We start from the raw sequence: 22,817 nt of genomic DNA, 5'->3' as shown, positions 1-22,817 counted from the left end.
GTAGGATATAGATAAATGAAATTCGTCGAACGAATTCTAAATACTTTGAGTTTCGGCGAGAAATGGGCAGGGGGAATTTGTTTCCTTCTGCTCACTCTTCTCATGATTGCTGACGTCTCCAAAAGAGAGGTCATCGATAAAGTTTTAAGTTGGACATTAGAAATCTCGGAAGCCTATCCAAACACTGGAGTCGCAGGATTCATTGGTGATTGGAGTGTCTACATAGCAGAATCCATTCATGGTGGAACCTCTTCTTTTTTAGAGTGGCTTGGCCTTGGTGGGATCATTTGGGCACAAAAGTTGTCCCTCTATTTTATGTTATGGGGTGGTTTATTTGGTTCTGCCCTTGCAAGTGCAAAGGGTTCTCACCTAAGACCTGAAATTGCTGATAAAGTATTACCAAAAGCAATATTACATTATGTAAAGATCATCGAACAATGGGTGATTGCCCTATTCTTTTTATTCTTAGCATATTTATCCGTTATTTATGTTTTAGAAAGTATCAGCTTAGATGAAGTAAACCCTGTAACAGAAATCCACTTATGGAAAGTCCAATTGATTTTCCCTTATATTTTTATTTCGATGGGGTTTCGACATTTGTGTTATGGAATTTTTCCAGCACTCATCCCATCTGACATCAATGAGGCGACAGAAGCCTTGGAACTTGCGGAAAAAGAACTTTCCGAATCGAATTCAGGAGGGAATCGCTAATGGGTTCTTGGGGAATTCTTGTACTCTTACTTGCGTTAATTTTACTCAGACAACCTTTGATCGTACTTATGGGTGCCATCACTGTGTATTGTTATTACTTTTTACCAGACCCACCACTTGAGTCTTTCCATGAACTCAATAGCATTGTGGGGGATTTGTTTTTTGCTGGTGATAAGGAAATCCTACTTGCGATTCCACTTTTCATCATCGCAGGGAATTTGATGACCCATGGTAGCATTGCACGTAGGCTCATCCGTATCGCACAAGCGATGACGGCTCCGATTCCTGCAGGCCTTGCGATTGCTGGTGTTTTCTCTTGTGGGATCTTTGCCGCCATCTCTGGATCTTCTCCCGTGACTCTCATTGCGATCGGGGGACTTATGTATCCTTCACTGACTAAGGCTGGATACCCAACTCAATTTTCAATGGGTTTACTTGCCTCTGGGGGAACTCTCGGGATCATCATCCCTCCAAGTATCCCTATGATCGTGTATGCCATTATGGTGGGAGTTTCCGTAACCGATCTTTTCATTGCAGGGATCGGCCCTGGGATTTTACTCATGTCCCTCCTTATGATCTATTCTGTGCTCCGCGCTGGAAATGTTGGTCGTGGGAAATGGGACTGGGCAGAGATTCGGATTGCATGGAAAGAAGGGGTCCTTGCCCTCCTGATGCCTGTGGTAATTTTGGGTGGGATTTACTCTGGATTTTTCACTGCAACAGAATCAGCGGCGATCGCCGTCTTTTATGCCATCCTCGTGGAAGTCTTCATCCACAAAGAATTGAGTTTTCCTAAAATTCCAAAGATCATGGCTGAAAGTGCCGAGATGCTTGGGATCTTATTCCTCATTCTCATCCTTGCGGTGAGTTTGAATAAGTTTATGATCGAAAACGAAATCCCACAAAACCTCGTGGCAAAGATGTCTGAACTCATTTCAAGCCCCGTCACCTTCCTCATCGGTGTGAATATCCTTTTACTCATTGTAGGGATGTTTATGGATATCATGAGTGCGATTTTGGTGCTTGCTCCGCTCCTTGCTCCCATGGCGATCAATTATGGAATCAATCCAGTGCATTTCGGGATCATCATGATTGTGAACTTGGAGATTGGTTACCTCACTCCTCCTGTGGGAGTAAACCTATTTGTGGCATCAGGGATCTTCAAACAACCGTTAGGAAAGGTCATCCAATCGGTAGCTCCCATTGTAGGACTTTTCCTGATTGGTCTCATCCTCATCAGTTGGATCCCTGAGATTTCACTTGGACTTGTTGGTGGAGATGCGGTAACACCGAACCCTTAAGAAAATTGAAAGGAACCAAAAATCATTCCCTCCCTTGGCATGGACAACGTGCTAAGGCAAGGGATGATTTTCCAAATTGATTTGAAAAGAGCTGAAGTTTTTTCGGCTCTTTTTTTATGCCTTTCCCCACCAAACACGTAACCGTTCCAAAGAAGACTTGGCATCTGCCGCCCACAAACTCGTTGGATGTTCTTTCGTAATGCTCAAATACACTTGCAAAACGGGTTCTAAGTCTTTTTGTAATTGTACGAGTTCCTTGTTCAAAGAACTAGAAAGTTCAATGGGATGTAGGTTTCGTTTTTCATAATAACGAAGGATGGCTTCCGTTTCCTTCTCTTTTGCCATTTTGTATTCTTGGAAAATGGGATCTTTGGAGGGTTTGGTTTTCCCTGGTTCCGTTTGACTGGTGGTCTCTTCTTCAGAATCTGATTGGTTTTGAGATTTCCTCTGCTTCCGAGAACGCCTTTCTCCAACACTTGGTTCAATATCAGAATCCTCTGGGTGGATGAGGAGGAATTCTTTTAAGGATTCATAATGTTTGTTCAATTCAACAAACATCACATCACTTGTAAATTCACCTGTATCGGGATGGTATTTTTTTGCTAATCGATGATAAGAATCTTTTAATTCTGCTTCCGTAAATCCAGAACTTAAACCTAAAAACTGAAGGGAGTCATTTAACAGTAGTTTTTTGTCCATGAAAGACCAGAGGAGAATACCAAATGGGACTTAAGCCTTCGTTTGATACTAAATTCCCAATACTCTTTTTTACTCTCATTCATTTCAAATACAAGTAATTCTTGGACTTTTTGTTGGAGGTTTCTTGCTTCATCTAACTTCGAAAATACTGTTTCGGAAAGGGCAATTTCTCCTTCTGTATGGACGTCCATTTCTTGGTGTTCTAAAATTTGTGCATCCAATTCTTCTAACTTCCGGACCAAGGATTCATTTTTGAATTCAATTTTCACAGCAGAATCGGCATCTCGATATGAAAGCAGTTCTTCTTCCCTTTTTAGGTTTGAAATCAAAGAATCAAGCAATTGGATTTTTTTTTGCAGTAATTGTTGGAAGGATACTTGTTTCATTGTAGTTGACTATTGAATGCGAATTAAATTTAACCAGTGATGGAGATTCCAGTGGTTCTTTGGCCTGTACTTTGCGAGGGCGTTTGTGGTTCTTTTTTTTCGAGTTCTTCCCAAGAGTTTTTTAATTCCCCGAGGATTTTAATACACTCGTCGATGATGGCTTTATCTTTTCTCATATTGGCTTCGAGAAGCCTTTTTTTTAAGTAAATGTAGAGTGACAAAAGGTTGTTTGCTACCTCTTTTCCCTCTTCCATATTCAGAGACAAAAGTAGTTCTGTAATGATGTCTTGGGTTTTGATGATGTTGTTGTTCACCACATCATACTTTCTAGGAGTCATGTTGTCTTTTGCGACACCTAAGAAACGAATGGCCCCATCAAATAACATCACAATCAATTTGATTTGGCTAACGGTAGATATCTCATTGGCTTTGTATTCATTGTAAGCAGAGGCACCGGTTTTTCTCGCAAGCGACATTTTTTTCTCCTGAGTATTCCCATCGACCAAAAAGGATACTTGCTTAATGACCGATCCGAATATTCTTAGAATATCACATGGGAAAAACAAAACGTGTTGTTTTTTTGGCTTCTGGACGAGGTTCCAATTTTTCGGCTTCCATTGAGTTCATCCGAAAAAAAAAGCTAAAGTTGGAACCCCTTGCCCTTTTGACAGACAATCCTGAAGCAAAGGCCCTCACCCTCGCCAAAAAGTTCGGGATTTCCACCAAAGTGATCCCCTACAGCACCTATCTTTCCAAATTGGACTACCACCGGGATTTACTGCATGGAGTGGAATCCTATGACCCTGATCTCATCGTGGCCTGCGGTTATATGAGAATTTTAAAACCCGACTTTGTCGCAAGGTTTCGTAACAAAATCATCAATGTCCATCCTAGCCTCCTCCCAGCATTCCCAGGGCTCGACTCCCAAAAACAAGCCTTGGATTATGGAGTGAAAGTGGCTGGTTGTACGGTCCATTTTGTCTCGGAGGGTGTGGACACAGGTCCCATCATTTTACAAAAAGCGATTGCCATTCGACCTGAATGGACTGAAAAAGAATTATCCTTGGCAATCCTTAAGGAAGAACACAAAATCCTTCCTCTCGCTATACAACTGTTTTGTGAAGATAAATTAAAAATCAAAGAACGAAAGGTAGAAATCCTAAAATGATTCAAATCAAAAGAGCACTTGTTTCCGTTTCCGATAAAACGGGAATCACTGAAATCTGTTCCTTCCTTGCCAAACATGGCGTGGAAATTTTATCCACTGGTGGGACTTATGATGCCCTCTCAAAAGCTGGCATCGCAGTGAAAAAAGTAGATGAGTTTACTGGTTTTCCAGAAATTTTACATGGCAGAGTGAAAACCCTCCATCCAAAAATCCATGGCGGTCTACTCGGTGACACAACAAACCCCGACCACGTCAAACAAATGGATGCCAATGGAATTGTACCAATTACTCTCGTCATTGTTAACTTATATCCATTTGTCAAAACGGTTATGAAACCGGATGTTTCTTTAGAAGATGCCATTGAAAACATTGATATCGGTGGTCCGTCAATGCTTCGTTCGGCGGCAAAAAACCATAAAAACGTAGTGGTGTTAACTGATCCAAAAGATTATGAAACCTTCCAATCTGAATTTACAGCCAACCAAGGAAAGATTTCTAGAGAAACAGCTTTTGGTTATGCGGCGAAAGTATTTTCTGAAACTGCCGCTTATGATTCAGCCATCTCTACCTACTTCAACAAACGTTTGGACATCAAATACCCAGACAAAATTACATTTGCATTCAACAAAAAACAAAAACTTCGTTATGGTGAAAACCCACACCAGGACGCGGCCTTTTACGAACCTCAGTTTTTAAAATCACAATTTGAAGCCTTACAAGGGAAAGAACTTTCGTTCAATAATATGTTGGATTTTGATGCGGCATTCCATGTGGCAAGTTTGCTTCCTAAAAATGCAGTATCCATCGTAAAACACCTGAACCCATGTGGGATTGCGTTTGGTGATACAGTTTTAGAATCATTTGAGCTGGCGCGTAAAACCGACCCAATTTCAGCCTTTGGTGGGATCATCGGAATCCATGGACGTGTGGAAAAAGATGCAGCCGAAGAAATCACAAAAAACTTTGTGGAAGGTGTGATTGCCGAAAGTTTTTCCAAAGAAGCGATCGAAATCTTTTCTAAAAAACCAAACATCCGTTTGATTCCCATTGCAAAATTTGATGAAGCATTGGATGAACTAGATTTGCGTTCCCTCCACCATGGACTTCTCATACAAAACAGAGACTATGATTTGATCACCAAAGACAAATTAAAAATTGTTTCTAAAAAACAACCAACCGCGGATGATTTGGAAGGTTTGATGTTTGCATGGAATTGTGTGAAGTTCATCAAATCCAATGCCATTGTGTATACAGATCAAAATTCAACTTTAGGAATTGGAGCGGGCCAAATGTCGCGAGTGGATTCTGTGGAACTCGGGGCGATGAAAGCACAAAAAGTGGGGCTTTCCGTTGTCGGTTCCTATGTGGGCAGTGACGCGTTTTTTCCTTTCCGAGATGGAATTGATGCCATTGCAAAAGTAGGTGCAAAGGCAATCATCCAACCAGGTGGTTCCATCCGTGATGAGGAAGTGATCCAAGCGGCGGATGAACATGGACTCATTATGGTCTTCACTGGAATGAGGCATTTCCGCCACTGATGGAATTTTTCCTTTTCCTACTCTTTCTCGTTTTTTTTGGATTGGTAGTGGCTGTTTTCACCTACTACGCAAAGATATTATTTTTTTCTGCAAAATCCAATTACAGACGAGAAGAATTGACTGAAATTCGGGGGGATGTCTTACGCATCTTCCTGAATCTTTTAGAATCCAGTGGAAACATTTTGTACGGTAGTTTGGTTTTTTTCGGAACTGCCTTATTTGTATGGCTATGGTCCTTCTTAGGTTCCGTTTTAGGAGAAAAAGGTCCTGGGATTTTTGAGCATATCTTCCACCTTCCCATTTTCTTTTTGGCATTGTTTTTTTCTTACCCCATCATCAAAGAAGCATATGAGGGAAGATCGATTTTGGGGCTCACCAAACCAGCGTTATCGGGTCTGGCATTAGGAAATCTTTCGAGTGGTGCTGTCCACTACGGACTGGACAGAGATTTATACTTTTTATTTTACTTGTTACTTTTCTTTTTGCAGGCACCAGTTCTCGTTTTCCTTTGGAACCAGGAGTCAATATTCGGAGTGAGTTTTGAACCCAACTCGAGTGATGGATCCGATCTGGATTGGGGCAGAGGGGACGACGGAGAAGCGGAAGGAAGCTATGGAATGGACCCAATGGATGAAGACGAGAACCCTCTTGCAGAGGAATCCGAGCCCTATGGCCTAGGCGACGACCCCTTCTCCGACGAATTTAAATAGAAACAAGTTCTCTTTTTTTTGAGACTGGCCGATAACAACAGTATGAAGAAATATCTGCTTTTCCTCCTTTTTTGTTTTCCTGGGTATCTATTTTCGCAAACAGAAATGCCAAACACCTTGGATGGATTTGCCGAAGCTTCATGGGGGATGACTTTTGAATCCATCCGCGAGAAATTCCTTTCGATGGCAACAAATCCTGAATCCAAAGAGAAAATCGAAATCTTAAACGAAAAAAAAGACGTGAGTTTACTCATCCGTCGCAATGGAATCCTCTATTTATACCGCTTTTATAAAACCCCAGAACTACTCAAAGAAGTTCGTCCTAAACGAGAAGGACAACCAGAAACCGACCCTACCATCGATGGGCAAACTGAGTTTCGTGAGAATGGAATCCTTTTTTCAGTGGGTGTGACTTTCAATTTGGTCCCTTCCGAAAAAATCAAATCCAAACTCGAAGCCAAATATGGAAAGCCAAGAAAGGAATCCATTGGGGATGACAAGGTCTCTGGTGCTGCCATTTGGGAACTTGTCGAACGCAGGGAAAATCCTCCTCGTGGTGGATTTGCTGTCGTTTGGAGAGAAGGATATAAAAAACTTCCTTACACTCGCCGGATTGATTACTTTTCTGCCAATATCCGAGACATCATTGCGAAAGATTACGTAGATTTCTTCAGCGTGCAAGAAACAAAAACCTTGCGGGATTTAATCCCGTAGTTAGCCTGTCTCGTGAGGCTTGGTGAGATCACCAAGCAGACGAGGCAAAATGAATTTATTTTTAGACACAGCCAATATCGACGAAATTAAAAAGGTCCATGAATTAGGCTTACTTGACGGTATCACCACAAACCCTTCCATCATTGCAAAATCAGGTCGCAAATTCACAGAGGTCATCAAAGAAATCTGTAGTTTCGTAAAAGGCCCAGTGAGTGCGGAAGTGCTAGCAACTGATGCTCCAACCATGATCAAAGAAGGATTGGAGTTATCAAAAATCGCAGAAAACGTTGTTGTAAAAGTTCCACTCATCCCAGAAGGGATCAAAGCTGTGAATGCTTTTGCAGAAAAAGGCATCCAAACAAACGTTACACTTTGTTTTACAGCAAACCAAGCCCTACTCGCAGCAAAAGCTGGTGCTAGTTTCATTTCTCCGTTTGTCGGTAGATTGGATGATGTTGGTTATGATGGACTTGAACTCATTTCCGAAATCAGAGAAATTTATGACAACTACGGAATTGAAACTCAAATCCTTGCGGCTTCAGTTCGCCACCCCATCCATTTCAAAGAAGTGGCATTACGTGGTGCAGATTGTGTAACATTACCATATTCTGTTTTTGAAATGTTATTCAAACACCCACTCACTGACAGTGGACTTGCAAAATTCGTAGAAGATTCCAAAAAACTGAACTGGTAATTTAAAACCAAGCCACCGGATACTTCCGGTGGTGTACTAGATTGTTCACCACCAGTGCATTCAAAAGTAATAAAACCACTCCCACCATAACAGGAAAAAAAATAAACTCCACTCCCACTCCTCCAATCACACCAATGAGTGCCGTTGCACCACCTGGTGGGTGTAAGGTATGTGTGAGGTACATCACAAAAATCGATAGACCTACAGAAAGCCCTAATGTGAAAAAATTAGTTCCGATGGTTTGTACGAGGATCACGGCAATCGTTGCTGACAAAAGATGCCCACCAATTAAATTTCGGGGTTGTGACAAGGGTGCGTCGGGCACGGCAAAAAGAAGGACGGCAGTGGCGCCAAAAGATCCAATGAGTAGGCTATGCCCTGATAAATTGGTAATGAGAAGGATAGACCAAATGGCGATCGTACTACTGACAAAACTCCAAATGGCAAATCGAAAGGAAAGTTTGTTTCGTTTTGCTCGAAGTGGAGCCTTTATTTTATAAGGAATGTTTTTGAATCTATTTTTCAGCGTAATTTAACCAAATTTCTTTCATTTGATCCACAAAACAAAATGCAGATTGGTGAGAGGCATCATTGAATAAATCACAAGTGCCTGGTACATTCCAATTCAAAGTGGAAGCACCGTATGATTTTGCGAGTTTTTCAATGGGTTCCCACCAAACTTCTTTTACATGAAACTTTTCATAGTATGAATAATATTCAGGAAAAACCTTTGGCCAAATCACAAGTGTTTTGATATTTTTCTCTTTTGTGATGTTTAAGATTTTTTCAACATAGGGGAGTTGGGAAGAACCTACTTCATAGGAACGCATGTACAAATTGCCAATCCGAACTGTATCATTTTTGATTTTTTCGATAGGATTGGATTGAACCCCATACATCAAGTATTCGCCTTTTGAATAGTTGATCAGTTGGAATTCTTTGTTATGGGTTGCCTTGTATTCCTTTAATTTTCCTTGTTTCAATCGAGACGTAAAAAGCGATAAATTAAACTCCACACTACGAATTGCAAAAATATGATCCAATACATAATACCACTTTTCTTTGAGTGGAATGTCGTCCCAAACCAACTGGATACATTTTTCGTTACAACCCATACGAAGGAAGGGAGATAAAATAAATCCTTTGGAATCATCAAATGCCTCAGGGCTTAAAGATAGGATGACAAAATCAGGAGTGACCCCTTTTTCCAAAATACCTTGGAACTGGATGAGGGAATTCATCGGGATTCCTTGTGGGCTACTAAAATTGTATAAGGTCCAATCTTTCCTTTGTGGTTCAGGGATTCCGATTTCTGCGAAAGGATAAGAACGGGAATCTCCGAATACAAGGGCTAATTTTTTTTCCTTTGCAGTTGGATCGGAAACGAGTCGGTCTTGTAATACCTTTCTTTGGTAATAAAAAACAGAATTCCCTGCTTGCAAAAATTCATCGTGGAAAACAGGTAATAAAAATATTTTATCTACCAAAAAGATAAATAAAAAGAGAACCAAAGGATAAAATAAAAATGGTTTTGATTTCAAAAAAACAAATCCTCTAACCTCAACATTTTATGAATCGAGTGGATCCTTCAACTCATTTAAGGAAGGGAATTTCCAAGAACTTGTTCTTCTGTGACTGCCTTGTATTTCCCCTCTTCCAAATGGAAATTTCGTAAGTCCAGCTTTCCAATACGAATTCGATACAAATCAAGAACATCCAAATCTTTTGTTTTGAACATCCTTCTGATTTGCCGTTTTTTCCCTTCTTTGAGGACAATGCTTAGGTAACTCGTAAAGCCAACTTGTGTATTTTCAGGGATGACATTGGCAGGTTTCACCGATAATGCACGTAAGGTTTCTCCCCCTTCCCTAACACCTAACAAGAATTCTTCGGCAATTTTTTTCCAACTGACAGGGTGTTTTAAACTGATGATGTATTCTTTATCAATTTTATGTTTGGGATGTGTGACTTTTTGGATGAAGTTGCCATCAATGGAAAGTAGGATCAGTCCCCTCGAATCCAAGTCAAGTCGACCCGCATAATTGTATTTCTGAAAGGATTCTGGTAATAATGTAAAAATTGTATTTTCGTGGTGTTTGTCTTCGTGTGAGGTAAGAAAACCTGGAGGTTTATTGAAGGCAATGATCTTTGGGCGATTCTCGTCCGCATCGAGTTTTGCCACAGGTTTACCGTCAAAAAGAATGGTATCATCGTCTTTTACTTGAAACGACAAATCCGTGATCGTACTCCCGTTGATTTTGACCCTACCCGAAAGGACCAATTCTTCCACTTTCCGTCGGGAACCTAAACCTAATTTGGCAAGAAATGCATTGATCCTCATGTTTTTCCATTTTACAAAGGGGCCTCATTTCAAAAAGTCTAAAGAAGGTATGAATCCATTAAAAAAGAAACCTCGCTCCAAACAAACGAACCCCACCAAAGCCTTACCAGACTGGATGAAGGTGCGAGTGAGTTTTCCAAAGGATTCTGACCCACTGTCTGTGGTGCGAGCTGAGGTGGAAACAAGGGAACTCCATACGGTTTGTGAATCCGCGAGTTGCCCCAATCTCAACCATTGTTGGAACCGAAAAACCGCAACCTATATGCTCGCTGGGGATATTTGCACAAGGCGGTGCCAGTACTGTGATGTTGCCTTTGGCAAACCGAAATCCCTCGACCAGTCTGAACCTGAAAAAGTGGCAAGGTCTGTGGAAGCCCTGGGGCTGAAACATGTGGTTCTCACGGCCGTCAATCGGGATGATTTAAAGGATGGTGGCGCAAATCATTTTGCAGAGACCATCCAAAAAATCAAAACCTACTCACCACATTGTACGGTTGAAGTTTTGATCCCCGATTTCAAAGCAAAGGAAGAATCCTTACAAATTCTTTATGCCGCCAAACCCCATATCATCAACCACAACATCGAAACAGTGGAACGTCTTTTTCCAACCATCACCCCACAAAAAAACTACCGACGTTCCCTCGAAGTTTTGGCCCATATCGCCAAACATGGATTTGTTACGAAAAGTGGACTGATCTTAGGGCTTGGGGAAAGTGAACTCGATATCAAAACTTGTTTAGAAGATCTATTTGCACATGGTGTTCGGATGTTGACCATTGGGCAATACTTACAACCTGGTCCGACTCATTACCCTGTACAGTCCTTTGTGGCACCTGAAGTGTTTGATTTTTGGAAAGAAAGGGCTTACCAAATTGGATTCAAAACAGTGGCATCTGGTCCACTTGTTCGTTCTTCTTACCATGCAGATGAATATTTTGATTTCAAAACAGAAAATCTACCGACAGTGTAGGTATGACGGAAGAGGAATTAGAGGAGTTTCAGAAAGGACTGACCAAAACTTTTTTTTTATCCATCTTACATGACTTGGGTGAAATTGAAGATACTCTCTCTGATTATGAAGTGAAGGTCCTCATCCAAAAGGCCCTCACCCACCACCCAGAATTGCAAGTGGAATGGGGAGAGATGGACCACTTCGGTCAAAACACACTCCTCGTCAAATACCAAAACAATTTGCTCCTCATCGAAGTGAGCCCCCTGATCAACGCCATCAGAGTTCTTTGGAACGAATACAAAAATCAAAGTACATAAAAAAAGCCCGAAGGGAAATCCCTCCAGGCTTCTTTTCTACGTAAGGGTGTGGTTATTTTAGAATTTGGATTTTTGTTGGAGGTCGTAAATGACTTCTTCCACTTTATCCATATCAATTTTTTTAACACCATTTTCAGTGTGAACAATCAGTTGTCCATTTTCTTGGTTGATGATTGCTCCAATGATCACTGTTTTACCATCAGTTAATACGATTTTTTCAATTCTTTCGTAGTAGTTGATGATGTCTTTTTTCGATTTGAATTCTTTTGGTTGGCTAGCTAAAGTTTCTTCGAATTTTTTCTTCTCTTCTTCTTGTCGCTTCGCAACTTCTTTTTCAATCAATTGTTTCTTAGCATCAATCTCTTGTTTTTTCAACTCATCAAGTTTTTCAGTTTGAGCAGATTCGCTGAGTTTCACAATTTCTTGTGCTGTTTGTTTATCAACCGTTACGATGGTTTTGATTTCTTGTTCTTCGTTCTTTGTGAGTTTTGCATTTTCCACTACGAGTTTTTCTTTCTCAGCAGTTTTGAATGCTTTTGATAAATCCAAAGATTGGATGTCTGCGGACTTTGCAAGTTCTGCAGATTTTGCAGATTGAGTAGAAGCTTGGTCTTTTTCTAAGATCACTTCAGCTTTTGCAATGGTTTCCTGTAATTTTTTTAGGTCAGCACTCTTTGAAATTTCTTCTTCAGAAAGTTTTTCCAATGCAGGAACTCGTGGAGCAAATGCAACCGCACCTTCTACCACTTTTACCTTCGCAGGTTTTCCATCAGCTGATTCTACGATGAAAGAAGTTCCACGCACACCCGCAATCGCAGTTGGTGTTACAACAGTGAAGTTGTCTTCTTTCTTCGCTTTGTTTACTTTCGCAAATACTTTTCCGGAAACTAGAGCGATTTGAGTGTCTGTTGTTCCCGCGTTGTCTTGTGAAAGTTTTGCAAAGTCAATTGCGGACTTTGGAGAGATACGAATGCTCGAGCCATCTGCAAATTGGATGTCTACTTTTCCATTGTCGCCGGTGACTACATTATCCCCTGTTTTCAAAAGAGCACCTAGTTGTGCTTTTTCTTCTGTTTGGTCTGCGTGTTGGATTTTGGAATCTCCTACCGCAAATACGACAACCGCAGATAAGTCTGCTGGTTTTTTCGGTGCTTCCGTTACTTCTGCCTCTGGTTTCTTACAAACTGTAAGACCAGTGAAAAGAATCGTTAGACCTACGATGGTTAGTTTCGATGCTTTCATATCTTCCTGTCCCTTAGTGAAATACTAATTTCCTTACTCTCTAATCAACAAACCAGGAGATCAAAAATTCCCAGTTTTTTTCTATTTTTTTCTAGAATGAAAAAAATTTCATTAGTTCGGAAAAAAAATAATTTGGTGATGGGATTTGTAAACGAATATTCAGGTTTTTCGTAGGAAACCTTCGATTTTCGGGTCTTTTTCGAAGTTTTTTCGGGAAAATCGCTTTGTCTAAGATACAGGAAGAAAAAAACTCCCATTATGGCTGAAACCTCTACAATGAACCAAAGACCTGCCTCCTCTCTTTCCTTATTGGAAGAAATGGAAAGAAATTACAAAGACCTTCCTATGGAAGCCATTGTCAAACAGGACATCTTACGGCAGGGCATTCATTTTTTCCCTGAGGCCTTTCAAGTCAAAGACCCATACAAATCGAAGGACTACTTTATCTTTTCCTTTGACCATATCCCCCTTGCTGACCTAAAGGATGGAGCAGACACAAAGGCACCTGAAGAAATAAAGATCAGTGGTGGGCATTTCGGCCTCTTAAAAACGGTGATTTCCACTCGGAACAACCCAAACTCACCGTACAAAATGAAACTGAAAGAGGGAAAACCAACCCTCTTCTTGGAAGAAACAGAAATTGGCACTGCCGAATACCCTCCCATCCCTTCTTGGTACAGACACAAAACAAAATCGGGAAAACTGCCCGGAGAAATTGCCCCAGTGATTGAATGGGGGTACTTATTGTACCTCACTGTGTTTCGCAACTGCCAGTACTTTGGAAAAGACGAAGAATGCGCCTACTGTGATATCAACCACAACTACCGCCAACAAAAAGGAGCAGGACGCCCTTACACAGGTGTGAAGGATGTAGAAGACATCTTAGAAGTACTGTCTTGGGTGGATGCGGAAGACCAAATTGCCAAAGTGTATACGATTACTGGCGGATCTGTTCTCACGAACTTAAAGAAAAAATCAGAAGTGGATTTTTACCTCCAATACCCTGAAGCCATTGAAAAAAAATTTCCGAAACGTTGGATGGGGAAACTTGTAGCACAAGCCTTTGAAAAGGAAGACTGTCAAAAATTCAAAGATGTGGGGATTCAAATTTACCATCCAAATTATGAAGTTTGGGACAAAAACCTTTTTGAAAAAATTTGCCCAGGGAAAGCAAGTTGGATTGGGTATGAAAATTGGATCCGTCGTGTAGTTGACTCTGCGGAAGTTTTTGGACCAGAAAACGTAATCCCAAACTTTGTTGGTGGAGTGGAACTCTCCGAGCCTTGGGGATTCAAAACCGTAAAAGAAGCCATCACATCCACAAAACAAGGGTTAGATTTCTTTATGTCCAAAGGGATTGTGCCTCGTTTCACTGCATGGTGCCCGGAACCATACACAACCCTTGGCCAACAAGCAGGGCCACCTCTTGTTTATTTTTGTGAATTGTTACGAGCCTGGAAAGAAACCTTTGAATCTTATGGATTGCCTACCCCTCCCGGGTATGGGGAACCTGGACCCGGAAAGGCTGTGTTTTCCGTTTCGGCCTTTATGGATGTCATAGGATATTCTGGGCGAAATTAGTTCTTTCCCATAAATAGAATCCTCTAAACTCTACCCATGCGAAAATTCTTCTCCATTGTGGCAATCGCCACAGCTGTCTTTGTGACTTCGAATTGCCAAAATCCTGATATCGGCGATAGTTATCGTTTCCGGCAAGGGGTATTGGATGCAAGGGAAATCAATTTTAAAGAAACAACTGCCATTGATTTACAAGGTGAATGGGAGTTGTACTTTGATGAATTCCATTACCCACCTTTCCACGGAAAAAAGGAACTGACTGGTTATCTGGCAATTCCAAATTCCTGGCAAGGAGAAGAATATGGTGGGATCGAATTGCCTAGGACAGGAAAGGCCACCTTACGTGGGTTCATCCATATCAATGAACAAACCGTTGGCCAAGAGTTACGGATTTATATCCCAGATGTTGCTTCCTCTTACCGTTTTTTTGCCAATGGAGTGCTCATCGGTGGACAAGGAAAACCAGGCATCAATCAATTTGATGATACTCCTCGCATCAAATCTAGATACTACACTCTGATCCCCGATGCAGAGGTTGTGGAACTAGTGTTTCATATCGCCAATTATGAAAACAATTTTGGTGGGTTTTGGGGCCAACCCATTCTCGGTAATAAATACATCATGGATCGGGAGAAGATGCTCGCCAATGGACGGGAGTTATTTTTACTAGGTGCCCTTTCCCTCATTGGACTCTATCACTTCGGTTTGTATTTTTACAAACGAAAAGAAACTTCTATTTTTTACTTTGCCATCTTTTGTGTGTTACTCGGAATCCGTTTGGCGTTTACGGGTGAACGTTATATTTTGGAACTCTTTCCAAGATTCCACTGGCCAACAGCTTTTCGGATCGAATTTGCTTCGTATTACTTTGCAGTCCCAACTTTTTTACTTTTCATCCATTCTTTGTTCCCTGAAGAATCCAAAATCAAACATGTAAGGCGCGCATTGGTTGCGAGTACAATCTTTGCTTTCACATTGTTCCTTCCCATTTCTGTATTTACTATCTTATTATATGGATTTCAGATTTTAGCCTTTCTCATCATTGGATATGTCATCCACATCAACCTAAAAGCAGTCATAGCCAGTAGACCCAACTCAAAACTGTTTTTGGTTGGTTTGCTCATCTTAGCATTTTCAGTATCATTTGATATTTTAAAACATAGTTTGAATAGTCGGGGCATTGGCCTGACTCCTTATGCCCTACTCTGTTTTATCTTCATCCAATCACTGATTTTATCCAGTCGGATTGCCAATGCCTTTGTGCGAGCGGAGGAACTTGCCGAAAGTTTAAAGATTAGCAATGAATCCTTATTAGCAGTCACAGAAAACTTGGAACAAATTGTTTCGGAAAGGACATACCAGTTAAACTCAAGTTTAGGCAGGATCAAAAAAGACTTACTCCTCGCCAAAAAGATCCAACAAAAAATCCTTCCTGAAGATGGGATCAAGTTTTCTCCTTTAAAAATTCATCTCTACTTCCAACCCCAAGACGAAGTTGGTGGCGACTTTTACGATATCTTTGAGTTGGACAATGGAATTGTTCGATTTTTTATCGCGGATGCCACAGGCCATGGGATCCAAGCAGCACTTTACACAATGGCCATCAAATCTGAATACGAAGCCATCAAACGGTTTATTACGAAAACAGATGATTTGATGAACCACTTAAACCAAAAAATCCAAAACAAATTTTCTGGATTAAAAATTGTATTTTCTGGTTTTTTATTGGATATTGATACAAGGACAAAGACCGTCTACTATTCGTCAGCTGGTCACCCAAACCAAATTTTCCAATCAAAAGGATCACAAATCATATTAAACAGAACCGGAAATATCATTGGATTAAGAAAAGACCAACCCTATACACAAAAACAGTTTTCCATTGCAGAAGGAGATCGATTTTTATTGTTCACAGACGGAATGTTAGAACAAAAAAATGAGACAAGGGAAGAATTTGGAATGGATCGGATGCAAAAAATAGTTTCTGATTTTGAATCCAAAGAATCAGAACGAGTGCTTGCTGAACTTGTCATCCAATTGTTTTTATTCCAAGGGAAAGAAGAACAAGAGGATGACCAAACTGTGATTTTAATTGAATGGGAAAAGGAAAAAGAAACAACAACATAGGTTGGTATGCATGCAGCCTTCCCCAGCTGGCAAATCCATTTATTTTTTTAAGAACAAACGATCGACACCATTTTTTTCGAACTCAGCATCATACTTCTCTGCTTCTTTTGCTACTTTTGTTTCGTAGGCTTCTTGTGACATTGCTTCCAATTCTTTTTCTGAAATTGATAGTTCTAAGTCTCTTTGTGCAAGTTCCGTTGTGAGTTCTGTCCAAAACACATCATCATTATAAGGTTCGATATAGGACTCAAATACTTCTTGGAAGTATTCTTCTGCTACTGTGAACATCCCATTCTCTTCTGAAATTGGATTATTTTCCATTCCTTTCGAAAGTTTTTTTAATATAGATTGCAGGAAACTGTCTATGCTTGGGTCTGATTCTTCATGGGGAGAATTGCTCACCCATTCGAATACGGTTAATGCATCCAAAAGTTGTTTTGTTTCTTGTGCAGTGAGATCTAAATTCATAATTACCTACTTTCCTTCCATAGAACCACTCCATGCAAAGAGAAGCAAATCAAAGAATCACAGTGGACCTATTTTCCTTATAGTTTTGGTACATTTGCTCCACTAACATACGAAAACTTGGGTCTTCCTTTAGGATTTCCAATTTTTCTTCCAAACTGAGAACAGAAAACTTGGGGTGCAAAGCTTTGGTGACTGCAGGCTTCATATTTAATAAGTAAACATACGATTAGCAATTGTCAACCCATTTTTACTAAACGCATGTTACGTAATTATGTCGCGGTACACATCCTGGATACGCCGAACCCCGTCTTCCATTTCCGTTTCCTTTAAAAAACTAAAATTCATCCGAAAGAATGCCACTTCTGATGGCTCCAAACGAAACTCGTTCCCAGGTACCATCACAACTTTTTTTTCCATGATTTTACGCATCATTTCTGTTTCAGAAACATGGGGAAACTCTACCCACAAAAACATACCACCAAGTGGATTTTGAAACCTAACTTCGGGTAGGTATTGTTTTAACAAACCGACCAAATAATCCTTTTGGTGTGCGTAAAAGGATTGGACCTTTTGTACATGTTTTTGTATGTCCATATGCAAAAGGAGATGGTACAAAACGATTTGCGAAAACTGATTCGAGTTGAGATCGTTTCCTTGTTTTGTGGCAATGAAGATGTTTTGGTATGGTTTTGGAACACTTACCCATCCCAAACGAAAACCAGGTGATAAGATTTTCGAAAAACTTCCCAAAACAAAACTTAGATCTCTTTTTTTTCGAAAGGAAGCGATTGATGGGTATAAGGTTCCCGTAAAATCCAAAAACAAATAGGCTTCATCTTCAATGAGAATGACCTCATGTTTATCCAATAGCGAAGCGACTTCCTTTCGTTTGGCGACGGACCAAGTGCAAGTGGATGGATTTTGGTAACTAGGATTGGCATAAAAACAATGGACCTTTTTCTCAGATAAAATTTTCCCAAGTGCATCGAGATTTGGGCCATCAACCTCCATTGTGAGTGAAATCAAATTGGGTCGATAGGGAGAAAAAGCCTGCAAAGCACCTAGATACACTGGGTTTTCTAATAGAACATTGGTTTTTTGGTCCATCAAAAGTTTTCCAAGTATATCCAAACCTTGTTGGGATCCACTTGTGATGCAAATTGACCGATCATCAATTCCTCTTTCACTAACGAATTGTTCCCTTACAATTTCCCGTAATGATTTGTACCCTTCTGATTCCCCATATTGAAAGGCAACATCTCTCATGGATCGAATGGCAAATTCAGTGGCCATATCCAATAAATCAGTGGGAAGTAAACTTGGATTGGGTAGTCCCCCCGCAAAAGAAAGAAATTCAGAATCGGAGACAGTGATTTTTAAAATATCACGAATGGCAGAAGAACGAATTTCCCTTGTCCTCTCAGCCAAATAAAGATTTACAAAATTTGTTTCCATGTAAATAAATTACCAAATAGAATCAAATCTGTCCATATACAGATGATTTTATCTATAGGTATACAGATGGTAAAAACGAAATACCAAAAACTTGTCTCTGATTTAAAAATGGAAATTCAGTCAGGTTATTATTCTGAGAACGAAAAAATCCCATCACTTCGAGAAATCCAAACATTAAAATCATGTAGTTTGACAACTGCAAAAGAAGCGTATCGTATTTTAGAAGAAGAAGGGTATATCTATGTGATCAACAAATCAGGATATTATGTTCACAAAAATATAAATTCAATCATCCTTGGACCTCAAAACGAATATTTTGAAACTGTTGAAGCAGACGACCGAATCCAACAAATCATGAATACTGTGATGGACCCAAAACTCATTTCGTTTGGAGCCGCCATCCCAGCAGATCGTTATTTACCGATTTCAGAATTACATTCCGCATACAAAAGAGCACTGCTTTATCAGGATACATTCAGTTATGGCGATTTACAAGGAAATCCGCAACTGAGAGAGTGGTTGGCCATACGATCTTCAATGCATGGATTTAGAGTCAGTGCCAAACAAATCCAAATCACAACCGGATGTACAGAAGCAATCACCTATTCCTTGTTTGCCGTCACAGAACCAGGTGATACAGTCATTGTGCCTTCCCCCATTTATGTAGGTTTATTCCAAATTCTCGAAACTTTAAAGTTAAAGGTTGTAGAAATTCCTTACAGACCTACGGAAGGAATCAATACAAATGAATTTGAGAAACTCATCAAACGCCACAAACCAAAGGTGTTTTTGTTTTCCGCTAATTTTAATAACCCAAATGGGTATTTATTTCGTGAGGATACTAAAATGGAATTGGCGAAAATTTGTTTTCATTACGGAATCCATCTCATCGAAGATGATATTTATGGAGATTTGTTTCATACAGGTACAAGACCCAAACCATTGTTGAGTTATTTTTCACAAATGATCGGTGGACCTAAATCATTTTTGTGTTCTTCGTTTTCAAAAACTCTATCGCCTGGGTTAAGGATAGGATGGGTAACAACAAAAACTGGTATCCAATCAATTTCAAAAATTGCACGAGCCTTTAAAATCTCAGAAAACCATCCAACCCAAATTTGTATTCTCGAATACTTAAAACGACAAACCTATGAAAGGCATCTAAAAGGTTTACGTGCCCAGTATCAAAAACTTTGTTTGGACTATACCAACTTACTAAACAAAGAGAGTGATGGAAATCTTCACATTACAAAACCAGATGGGGGATTTGTACTTTGGATAGAATCAAAGTTAGATGGTGATAAACTCTTAATGGAAGCAAAAAAATTGGGTATGGCCATTGCACCAGGTTCTTTGTTTGGATTATCCAAACATTGGAATCATTTTTTTCGTATCAATGTATCTGTGGGACTATCTCCCAAAATCAGAGAGAAACTGATTCTCTTTGCAAAACGTTTCCGAAAAAATGGAACTTCAAAGGGTACTTTTTAGTTGCTATGAAAAGAAACCTTTCACACATATAGGATATGTCTGATACCACTCGCAAGTATTTGGAAACATCCCAAATCATTCCTTCCAAAGGTATGTCCTATACCATGTATGAAATCGAAGGCCAAGATACAATTTTACGAATGCTCACCTTCATTCCAGATAATGACGAGATCCATATCTATCCGAAACCACCTGTCAAAAAACTTTATAAACCTGAACTCTGCAAAAAGGTGGAAGAAAACGAATTTTTAGGACTTTGGTCAATGGGAGAAGAAAGAAAGGCGGGAAAATAGGTAACCTTGGCCCCGGACAGAATCGAACTGCCGACACGAGGATTTTCAGTCCTCTGCTCTACCGACTGAGCTACAGGGCCTCGGTTACGACCAAAGTATTTTTTCATAGCCCTCTGTCAACGAACCTTTGAATTTTTTGTAAGGACCCAAATGAAATCAAATCTGAAACCCAATCGTTTATTTTACCTCTCAATTTTCGCCCTTCTAGGTTGTGCTTCGCAGCTTCACAAAACAGGTATTAGTCTCGAAAGATACCGTTCTGATTTGGAAACCAAGTCCATTGTGGTCGAAGATCTGGAGTGGAAGTATACAGAAAAAACAGGAAATGGAGAAACACTTCTCGTTGTACACGGATTTGGTGGTGACAAAGACCATTGGACACGATTCACAAGACACCTTCCCAAAAATATCCGAGTGATTGCTCCCGATTTACCTGGATTCGGAGATTCGAGTAAACCAGAAGGAATGGACTACACCCAAGAAGCCCAATCCATCCGATTACAAAAATTTACCGAAACATTGGGTTTGAAGGAATTCCATATTGCTGGGAATTCTATGGGTGGCGGGATTGCGGGGATCTTTGCTGCAAAATTTCCCAAACAAGTAAAGTCACTGATCCTATTTGATAATGCAGGGATCAAAAGCCCAGTACCAAGCGAAATGCAAACCATTGTCCTTTCAGGGAAAGAAAGCCCACTCCTTGTCAAAGACAAAGAAGACTTTGACCGATTGCTTCGGTTTACCTTTGTGAACCCACCCTACCTGCCTGGATTTTTGAAAACCTACTTTGCTGAAAAATCCGTCGCCAACAGGAATTGGAACGCGCACATCCTAGAACAAATCAGAAAGGAAGGTTTCTTTTTGGAATCCCAATTATCCAAAATCCAATCACCTTGCCTTACCATTTGGGGCAAAGAAGACAAAGTGATCCATTACTCCGTGATGGAAGTTTTGCAAAAGAAACTAAAAACCAAACTCGAAACAGTACTTCTAGAAGGTATGGGCCATGCACCAATGATTGAGGATCCAAAATTGTCCGCCAAACTGGTACAAGACTGGATTCTGAATGGAACTGTTAAGTGATTCAAAACCAAAAAAACTTAAATCATTTTTTTCTAAAATGAGATAAAAAAATACTTGTACTTTCACGGGTTTTTTATGTTATAAACCCGTGGCACTTGCTCCTAACAAAACTCTCATTGGCATCACTGGTTCCATAGGATCAGGGAAATCCACTGCACTTTCCATCTTTGGAGAATTAGGTGCTGTGACGATTAGTTCTGATGCAATTGCCCGTACCTTCACCGAGCCAAATAGCCCTGTCAAAACAGACTTAGTTGGAATTTTTGGCCCTGAGATCCTAACAAACGACGGGACAATCCTTCGTTCCAAGATCGCAGAACTTGCTTTTGGTAACGAATCAAAACTTAAGGCACTAAACGAACTCCTCCACCCTCTCGTTAGAAAGGCTTTCCTTTCATTTTTCGAATCTCAAAAACCAAATAGCATCGTTGCTTGGGAAGTCCCTTTGTTATTCGAAACCGATGCCCATACCATTTGTGATTTTACGGTCACCATTTACCTTCCGAAAGAACATAACTGGGAACGTGTAAAAGCCAGAGGGGGGATGGATTTGGCTGATTTTGAAAGAAGGACTGCCTCCCAGATGGACATTGAGAAAAAAAAGATCCTCTCTGATTTTGTCGTAACGAACGATACTGATAGAGAAGGATTAAAAGAACAAATCGTTATCATTTATAAGGAAATTCAAAAAAGGATTCAAAGATGAAAGAAAGAGTATTTTACGTAATCAACTTAGACAAACAAAGGATTGGAGTTTTATCTCTCTTTCTTTTTGCATTATTCTTTTCCATTTTCTTTTTAGGTGTTTCTGTTGGAAAAGGGAAGACAGAGGATACACAAAATCGTGTAAATCCTAACCTTGCCTCTGACCAAAAGGAATCTGGTATACCAAGCGAAGCGGCTAATGCCAATTTAAAAACGGCAGAAGGAAATCCTAGTGGGACCAATCCAGAAGGAATTCAGGTCGCTTCTTCACTTGTCCAAGGGACAAAACCAAAAGAACCAATTGCTTCCCAAGAAATCCCAATGGCAGACATCGGAAATCATCCCTATTATAATGAAACTTCCACTGCCAAAGATGAGGAAGAAGAAAGAAAACAACAAATTGTGGACTTAACAAAATCAAAAGAACAAAGGTCAACCTATGTTCCAAAAGAAGAAAAGTTAAAAAACATTGCAAGGACTGGGAAAACCCAAGGGAAACAAAAAACAACGGTTCCTTCTGTTTCAAAATCAGTGCAAACGACGGAAGGGAAACAATTTACAATCCAACTTGCGGCTTTTACCAACCGTAAATCTGCCGAAACATTTTTGTCCCAACTGCAATCGGACAACCAAGGGAAACTAAAAGCCAAGGCATTCATTATGGTAAAAAATGGTTTCTTTGTTGTCCAACTTGGAAAAGCAAAAGAGAAAGACTCACTTCAAAAGTTATTAACGAAAACAGTGATGCCAAAAGAAATCAAAGCCAAAGCAATGATCATCCCATACCAACCATTGTCTTAAACATAAAAATCGTCTATCCTTGGCAACTTGGCTTTCCTTTCTG

Annotated in this window: 26 protein-coding genes and 1 tRNA gene; 16 read left to right on the top strand and 11 right to left on the bottom strand. The window is 40.1% G+C overall.

Going from position 1 to position 22,817, the window contains the following annotated elements; genetic code table 11:
* Window positions 1-15 precede the first annotated feature (15 nt).
* Both EHQ62_RS06425 and EHQ62_RS06420 read left to right on the top strand, forming a co-directional pair.
* The gene (locus EHQ62_RS06425) at window positions 16-711 is read left to right on the top strand and encodes a TRAP transporter small permease (protein ID WP_135641360.1); all 696 of its coding nucleotides are present in this window, start codon (window positions 16-18) and stop codon (window positions 709-711) included.
* On the top strand, window positions 711-2,012 hold the full coding sequence (locus EHQ62_RS06420) for a TRAP transporter large permease (protein WP_135641359.1): 1,302 nt from the start codon (window positions 711-713) through the stop codon (window positions 2,010-2,012). Before EHQ62_RS06425 ends, EHQ62_RS06420 begins: the two co-directional genes overlap by 1 nt.
* 114 nt (window positions 2,013-2,126) lie before the next feature.
* On the opposite strand, the gene EHQ62_RS06415 is transcribed toward EHQ62_RS06420, so the two are convergent.
* The 3 genes from EHQ62_RS06415 to fliS are packed head-to-tail and all read right to left on the bottom strand — an operon-like array spanning window position 2,127 to window position 3,573.
* A complete protein-coding gene (locus EHQ62_RS06415) occupies window positions 2,127-2,711 on the bottom strand; it encodes a J domain-containing protein (RefSeq protein WP_135641358.1) in 585 nt (194 codons plus the stop codon).
* Window positions 2,690-3,097 (bottom strand): flagellar protein FlgN, encoded by a 408-nt coding sequence (locus tag EHQ62_RS06410; protein ID WP_135641357.1) that lies wholly within the window; start codon window positions 3,095-3,097, stop codon window positions 2,690-2,692. The genes EHQ62_RS06415 and EHQ62_RS06410 overlap by 22 nt, the downstream gene beginning before the upstream one ends.
* A 29-nt stretch (window positions 3,098-3,126) precedes the next feature.
* Window positions 3,127-3,573 carry a flagellar export chaperone FliS gene (gene fliS / locus EHQ62_RS06405; RefSeq protein WP_135641356.1) on the bottom strand — a complete coding sequence of 149 codons (447 nt, stop codon included), beginning with the start codon at window positions 3,571-3,573 and terminating at the stop codon, window positions 3,127-3,129.
* Window positions 3,574-3,650: 77 nt separating this feature from the next.
* Between fliS and purN the strand changes: the two genes are divergently transcribed.
* Genes purN through fsa form a run of 5 tightly spaced genes read left to right on the top strand, consistent with a single transcriptional unit; the run spans window position 3,651 to window position 7,921 of the window.
* On the top strand, window positions 3,651-4,265 hold the full coding sequence (gene purN / locus EHQ62_RS06400; RefSeq protein WP_135641355.1) for a phosphoribosylglycinamide formyltransferase: 615 nt from the start codon (window positions 3,651-3,653) through the stop codon (window positions 4,263-4,265).
* The gene (gene purH / locus EHQ62_RS06395) at window positions 4,262-5,803 is read left to right on the top strand and encodes a bifunctional phosphoribosylaminoimidazolecarboxamide formyltransferase/IMP cyclohydrolase (RefSeq protein ID WP_135641354.1); all 1,542 of its coding nucleotides are present in this window, start codon (window positions 4,262-4,264) and stop codon (window positions 5,801-5,803) included. The genes purN and purH overlap by 4 nt, the downstream gene beginning before the upstream one ends.
* Window positions 5,803-6,513: a hypothetical protein gene (locus EHQ62_RS06390; protein ID WP_135641353.1), complete on the top strand. Its 711-nt coding sequence runs from the start codon at window positions 5,803-5,805 to the stop codon at window positions 6,511-6,513. The genes purH and EHQ62_RS06390 overlap by 1 nt, the downstream gene beginning before the upstream one ends.
* A gap of 42 nt (window positions 6,514-6,555) precedes the next feature.
* Complete coding sequence (locus tag EHQ62_RS06385) at window positions 6,556-7,227, top strand: hypothetical protein (RefSeq protein WP_135641352.1); 672 nt, start codon at window positions 6,556-6,558, stop codon at window positions 7,225-7,227.
* A 49-nt stretch (window positions 7,228-7,276) separates the two neighbouring features.
* On the top strand, window positions 7,277-7,921 hold the full coding sequence (gene fsa, locus EHQ62_RS06380) for a fructose-6-phosphate aldolase (protein WP_135641351.1): 645 nt from the start codon (window positions 7,277-7,279) through the stop codon (window positions 7,919-7,921).
* Between the two features lies 1 nt (window position 7,922).
* On the opposite strand, the gene EHQ62_RS06375 is transcribed toward fsa, so the two are convergent.
* The 3 genes from EHQ62_RS06375 to EHQ62_RS06365 all read right to left on the bottom strand — a co-directional run bounded on the left by EHQ62_RS06375 (window position 7,923) and on the right by EHQ62_RS06365 (window position 10,262).
* A complete protein-coding gene (locus tag EHQ62_RS06375) occupies window positions 7,923-8,324 on the bottom strand; it encodes an HPP family protein (RefSeq protein ID WP_425269528.1) in 402 nt (133 codons plus the stop codon).
* A 112-nt stretch (window positions 8,325-8,436) separates the two neighbouring features.
* Complete coding sequence (locus EHQ62_RS06370; protein WP_135641349.1) at window positions 8,437-9,462, bottom strand: DUF1574 domain-containing protein; 1,026 nt, start codon at window positions 9,460-9,462, stop codon at window positions 8,437-8,439.
* A gap of 56 nt (window positions 9,463-9,518) precedes the next feature.
* Window positions 9,519-10,262: a pseudouridine synthase gene (locus tag EHQ62_RS06365; RefSeq protein WP_135641348.1), complete on the bottom strand. Its 744-nt coding sequence runs from the start codon at window positions 10,260-10,262 to the stop codon at window positions 9,519-9,521.
* 49 nt (window positions 10,263-10,311) lie between these two features.
* On the opposite strand from EHQ62_RS06365, the gene lipA reads away from it, so the two are divergent.
* Together lipA and EHQ62_RS06355 are read left to right on the top strand one after the other, a co-directional pair.
* On the top strand, window positions 10,312-11,232 hold the full coding sequence (gene lipA, locus EHQ62_RS06360; RefSeq protein WP_167482846.1) for a lipoyl synthase: 921 nt from the start codon (window positions 10,312-10,314) through the stop codon (window positions 11,230-11,232).
* 2 nt (window positions 11,233-11,234) lie between these two features.
* The gene (locus EHQ62_RS06355) at window positions 11,235-11,531 is read left to right on the top strand and encodes a hypothetical protein (RefSeq protein WP_135641346.1); all 297 of its coding nucleotides are present in this window, start codon (window positions 11,235-11,237) and stop codon (window positions 11,529-11,531) included.
* 57 nt (window positions 11,532-11,588) lie between these two features.
* Here EHQ62_RS06355 and EHQ62_RS06350 read toward each other — a convergent pair whose 3' ends face one another.
* Window positions 11,589-12,773, bottom strand: coding sequence for a lipoprotein LipL45 (locus EHQ62_RS06350; protein ID WP_135641345.1), 1,185 nt, complete (start codon window positions 12,771-12,773; stop codon window positions 11,589-11,591).
* 258 nt (window positions 12,774-13,031) lie between these two features.
* Between EHQ62_RS06350 and EHQ62_RS06345 the strand changes: the two genes are divergently transcribed.
* Both EHQ62_RS06345 and EHQ62_RS06340 read left to right on the top strand, forming a co-directional pair.
* Window positions 13,032-14,354 (top strand): radical SAM protein, encoded by a 1,323-nt coding sequence (locus EHQ62_RS06345; RefSeq protein WP_135641344.1) that lies wholly within the window; start codon window positions 13,032-13,034, stop codon window positions 14,352-14,354.
* Between the two features lie 36 nt (window positions 14,355-14,390).
* Window positions 14,391-16,478: a PP2C family protein-serine/threonine phosphatase gene (locus EHQ62_RS06340; protein WP_135641343.1), complete on the top strand. Its 2,088-nt coding sequence runs from the start codon at window positions 14,391-14,393 to the stop codon at window positions 16,476-16,478.
* A gap of 39 nt (window positions 16,479-16,517) precedes the next feature.
* Here the strand turns inward: EHQ62_RS06340 and EHQ62_RS06335 are convergent, their stop codons facing one another.
* The 3 genes from EHQ62_RS06335 to EHQ62_RS06330 are packed head-to-tail and all read right to left on the bottom strand — an operon-like array spanning window position 16,518 to window position 18,401.
* Window positions 16,518-16,946 carry a hypothetical protein gene (locus tag EHQ62_RS06335; protein WP_135641342.1) on the bottom strand — a complete coding sequence of 143 codons (429 nt, stop codon included), beginning with the start codon at window positions 16,944-16,946 and terminating at the stop codon, window positions 16,518-16,520.
* 49 nt (window positions 16,947-16,995) lie between these two features.
* Window positions 16,996-17,151, bottom strand: coding sequence for a hypothetical protein (locus EHQ62_RS18550; protein ID WP_167321688.1), 156 nt, complete (start codon window positions 17,149-17,151; stop codon window positions 16,996-16,998).
* A 56-nt stretch (window positions 17,152-17,207) separates the two neighbouring features.
* Window positions 17,208-18,401, bottom strand: coding sequence for an aminotransferase-like domain-containing protein (locus tag EHQ62_RS06330; RefSeq protein ID WP_135641341.1), 1,194 nt, complete (start codon window positions 18,399-18,401; stop codon window positions 17,208-17,210).
* Window positions 18,402-18,467: 66 nt separating this feature from the next.
* Here EHQ62_RS06330 and EHQ62_RS06325 point away from each other — a divergent pair, with 66 nt between their 5' ends.
* Together EHQ62_RS06325 and EHQ62_RS06320 are read left to right on the top strand one after the other, a co-directional pair.
* The gene (locus EHQ62_RS06325; RefSeq protein WP_135641340.1) at window positions 18,468-19,892 is read left to right on the top strand and encodes an aminotransferase-like domain-containing protein; all 1,425 of its coding nucleotides are present in this window, start codon (window positions 18,468-18,470) and stop codon (window positions 19,890-19,892) included.
* A 35-nt stretch (window positions 19,893-19,927) separates the two neighbouring features.
* Window positions 19,928-20,185, top strand: coding sequence for a hypothetical protein (locus EHQ62_RS06320; protein WP_135641339.1), 258 nt, complete (start codon window positions 19,928-19,930; stop codon window positions 20,183-20,185).
* 7 nt (window positions 20,186-20,192) lie between these two features.
* Here EHQ62_RS06320 and EHQ62_RS06315 read toward each other — a convergent pair.
* Window positions 20,193-20,265, bottom strand: a tRNA-Phe gene (locus tag EHQ62_RS06315).
* A gap of 70 nt (window positions 20,266-20,335) precedes the next feature.
* Here EHQ62_RS06315 and EHQ62_RS06310 point away from each other — a divergent pair.
* From EHQ62_RS06310 to EHQ62_RS06300, 3 genes are all read left to right on the top strand, one after another.
* Window positions 20,336-21,268 (top strand): alpha/beta fold hydrolase, encoded by a 933-nt coding sequence (locus tag EHQ62_RS06310; RefSeq protein WP_135641338.1) that lies wholly within the window; start codon window positions 20,336-20,338, stop codon window positions 21,266-21,268.
* An 88-nt stretch (window positions 21,269-21,356) separates the two neighbouring features.
* Window positions 21,357-21,974 (top strand): dephospho-CoA kinase, encoded by a 618-nt coding sequence (coaE, locus tag EHQ62_RS06305; RefSeq protein WP_135641337.1) that lies wholly within the window; start codon window positions 21,357-21,359, stop codon window positions 21,972-21,974.
* Window positions 21,971-22,774 (top strand): SPOR domain-containing protein, encoded by an 804-nt coding sequence (locus EHQ62_RS06300; RefSeq protein WP_135641336.1) that lies wholly within the window; start codon window positions 21,971-21,973, stop codon window positions 22,772-22,774. The genes coaE and EHQ62_RS06300 overlap by 4 nt, the downstream gene beginning before the upstream one ends.
* Window positions 22,775-22,817 lie beyond the last annotated feature (43 nt).

Origin of the sequence: Leptospira jelokensis (assembly GCF_004769635.1) — a bacterium.
GTDB lineage: Bacteria > Spirochaetota > Leptospiria > Leptospirales > Leptospiraceae > Leptospira_A > Leptospira_A jelokensis.
This window is presented reverse-complemented; position numbering and strand designations above follow the sequence as displayed.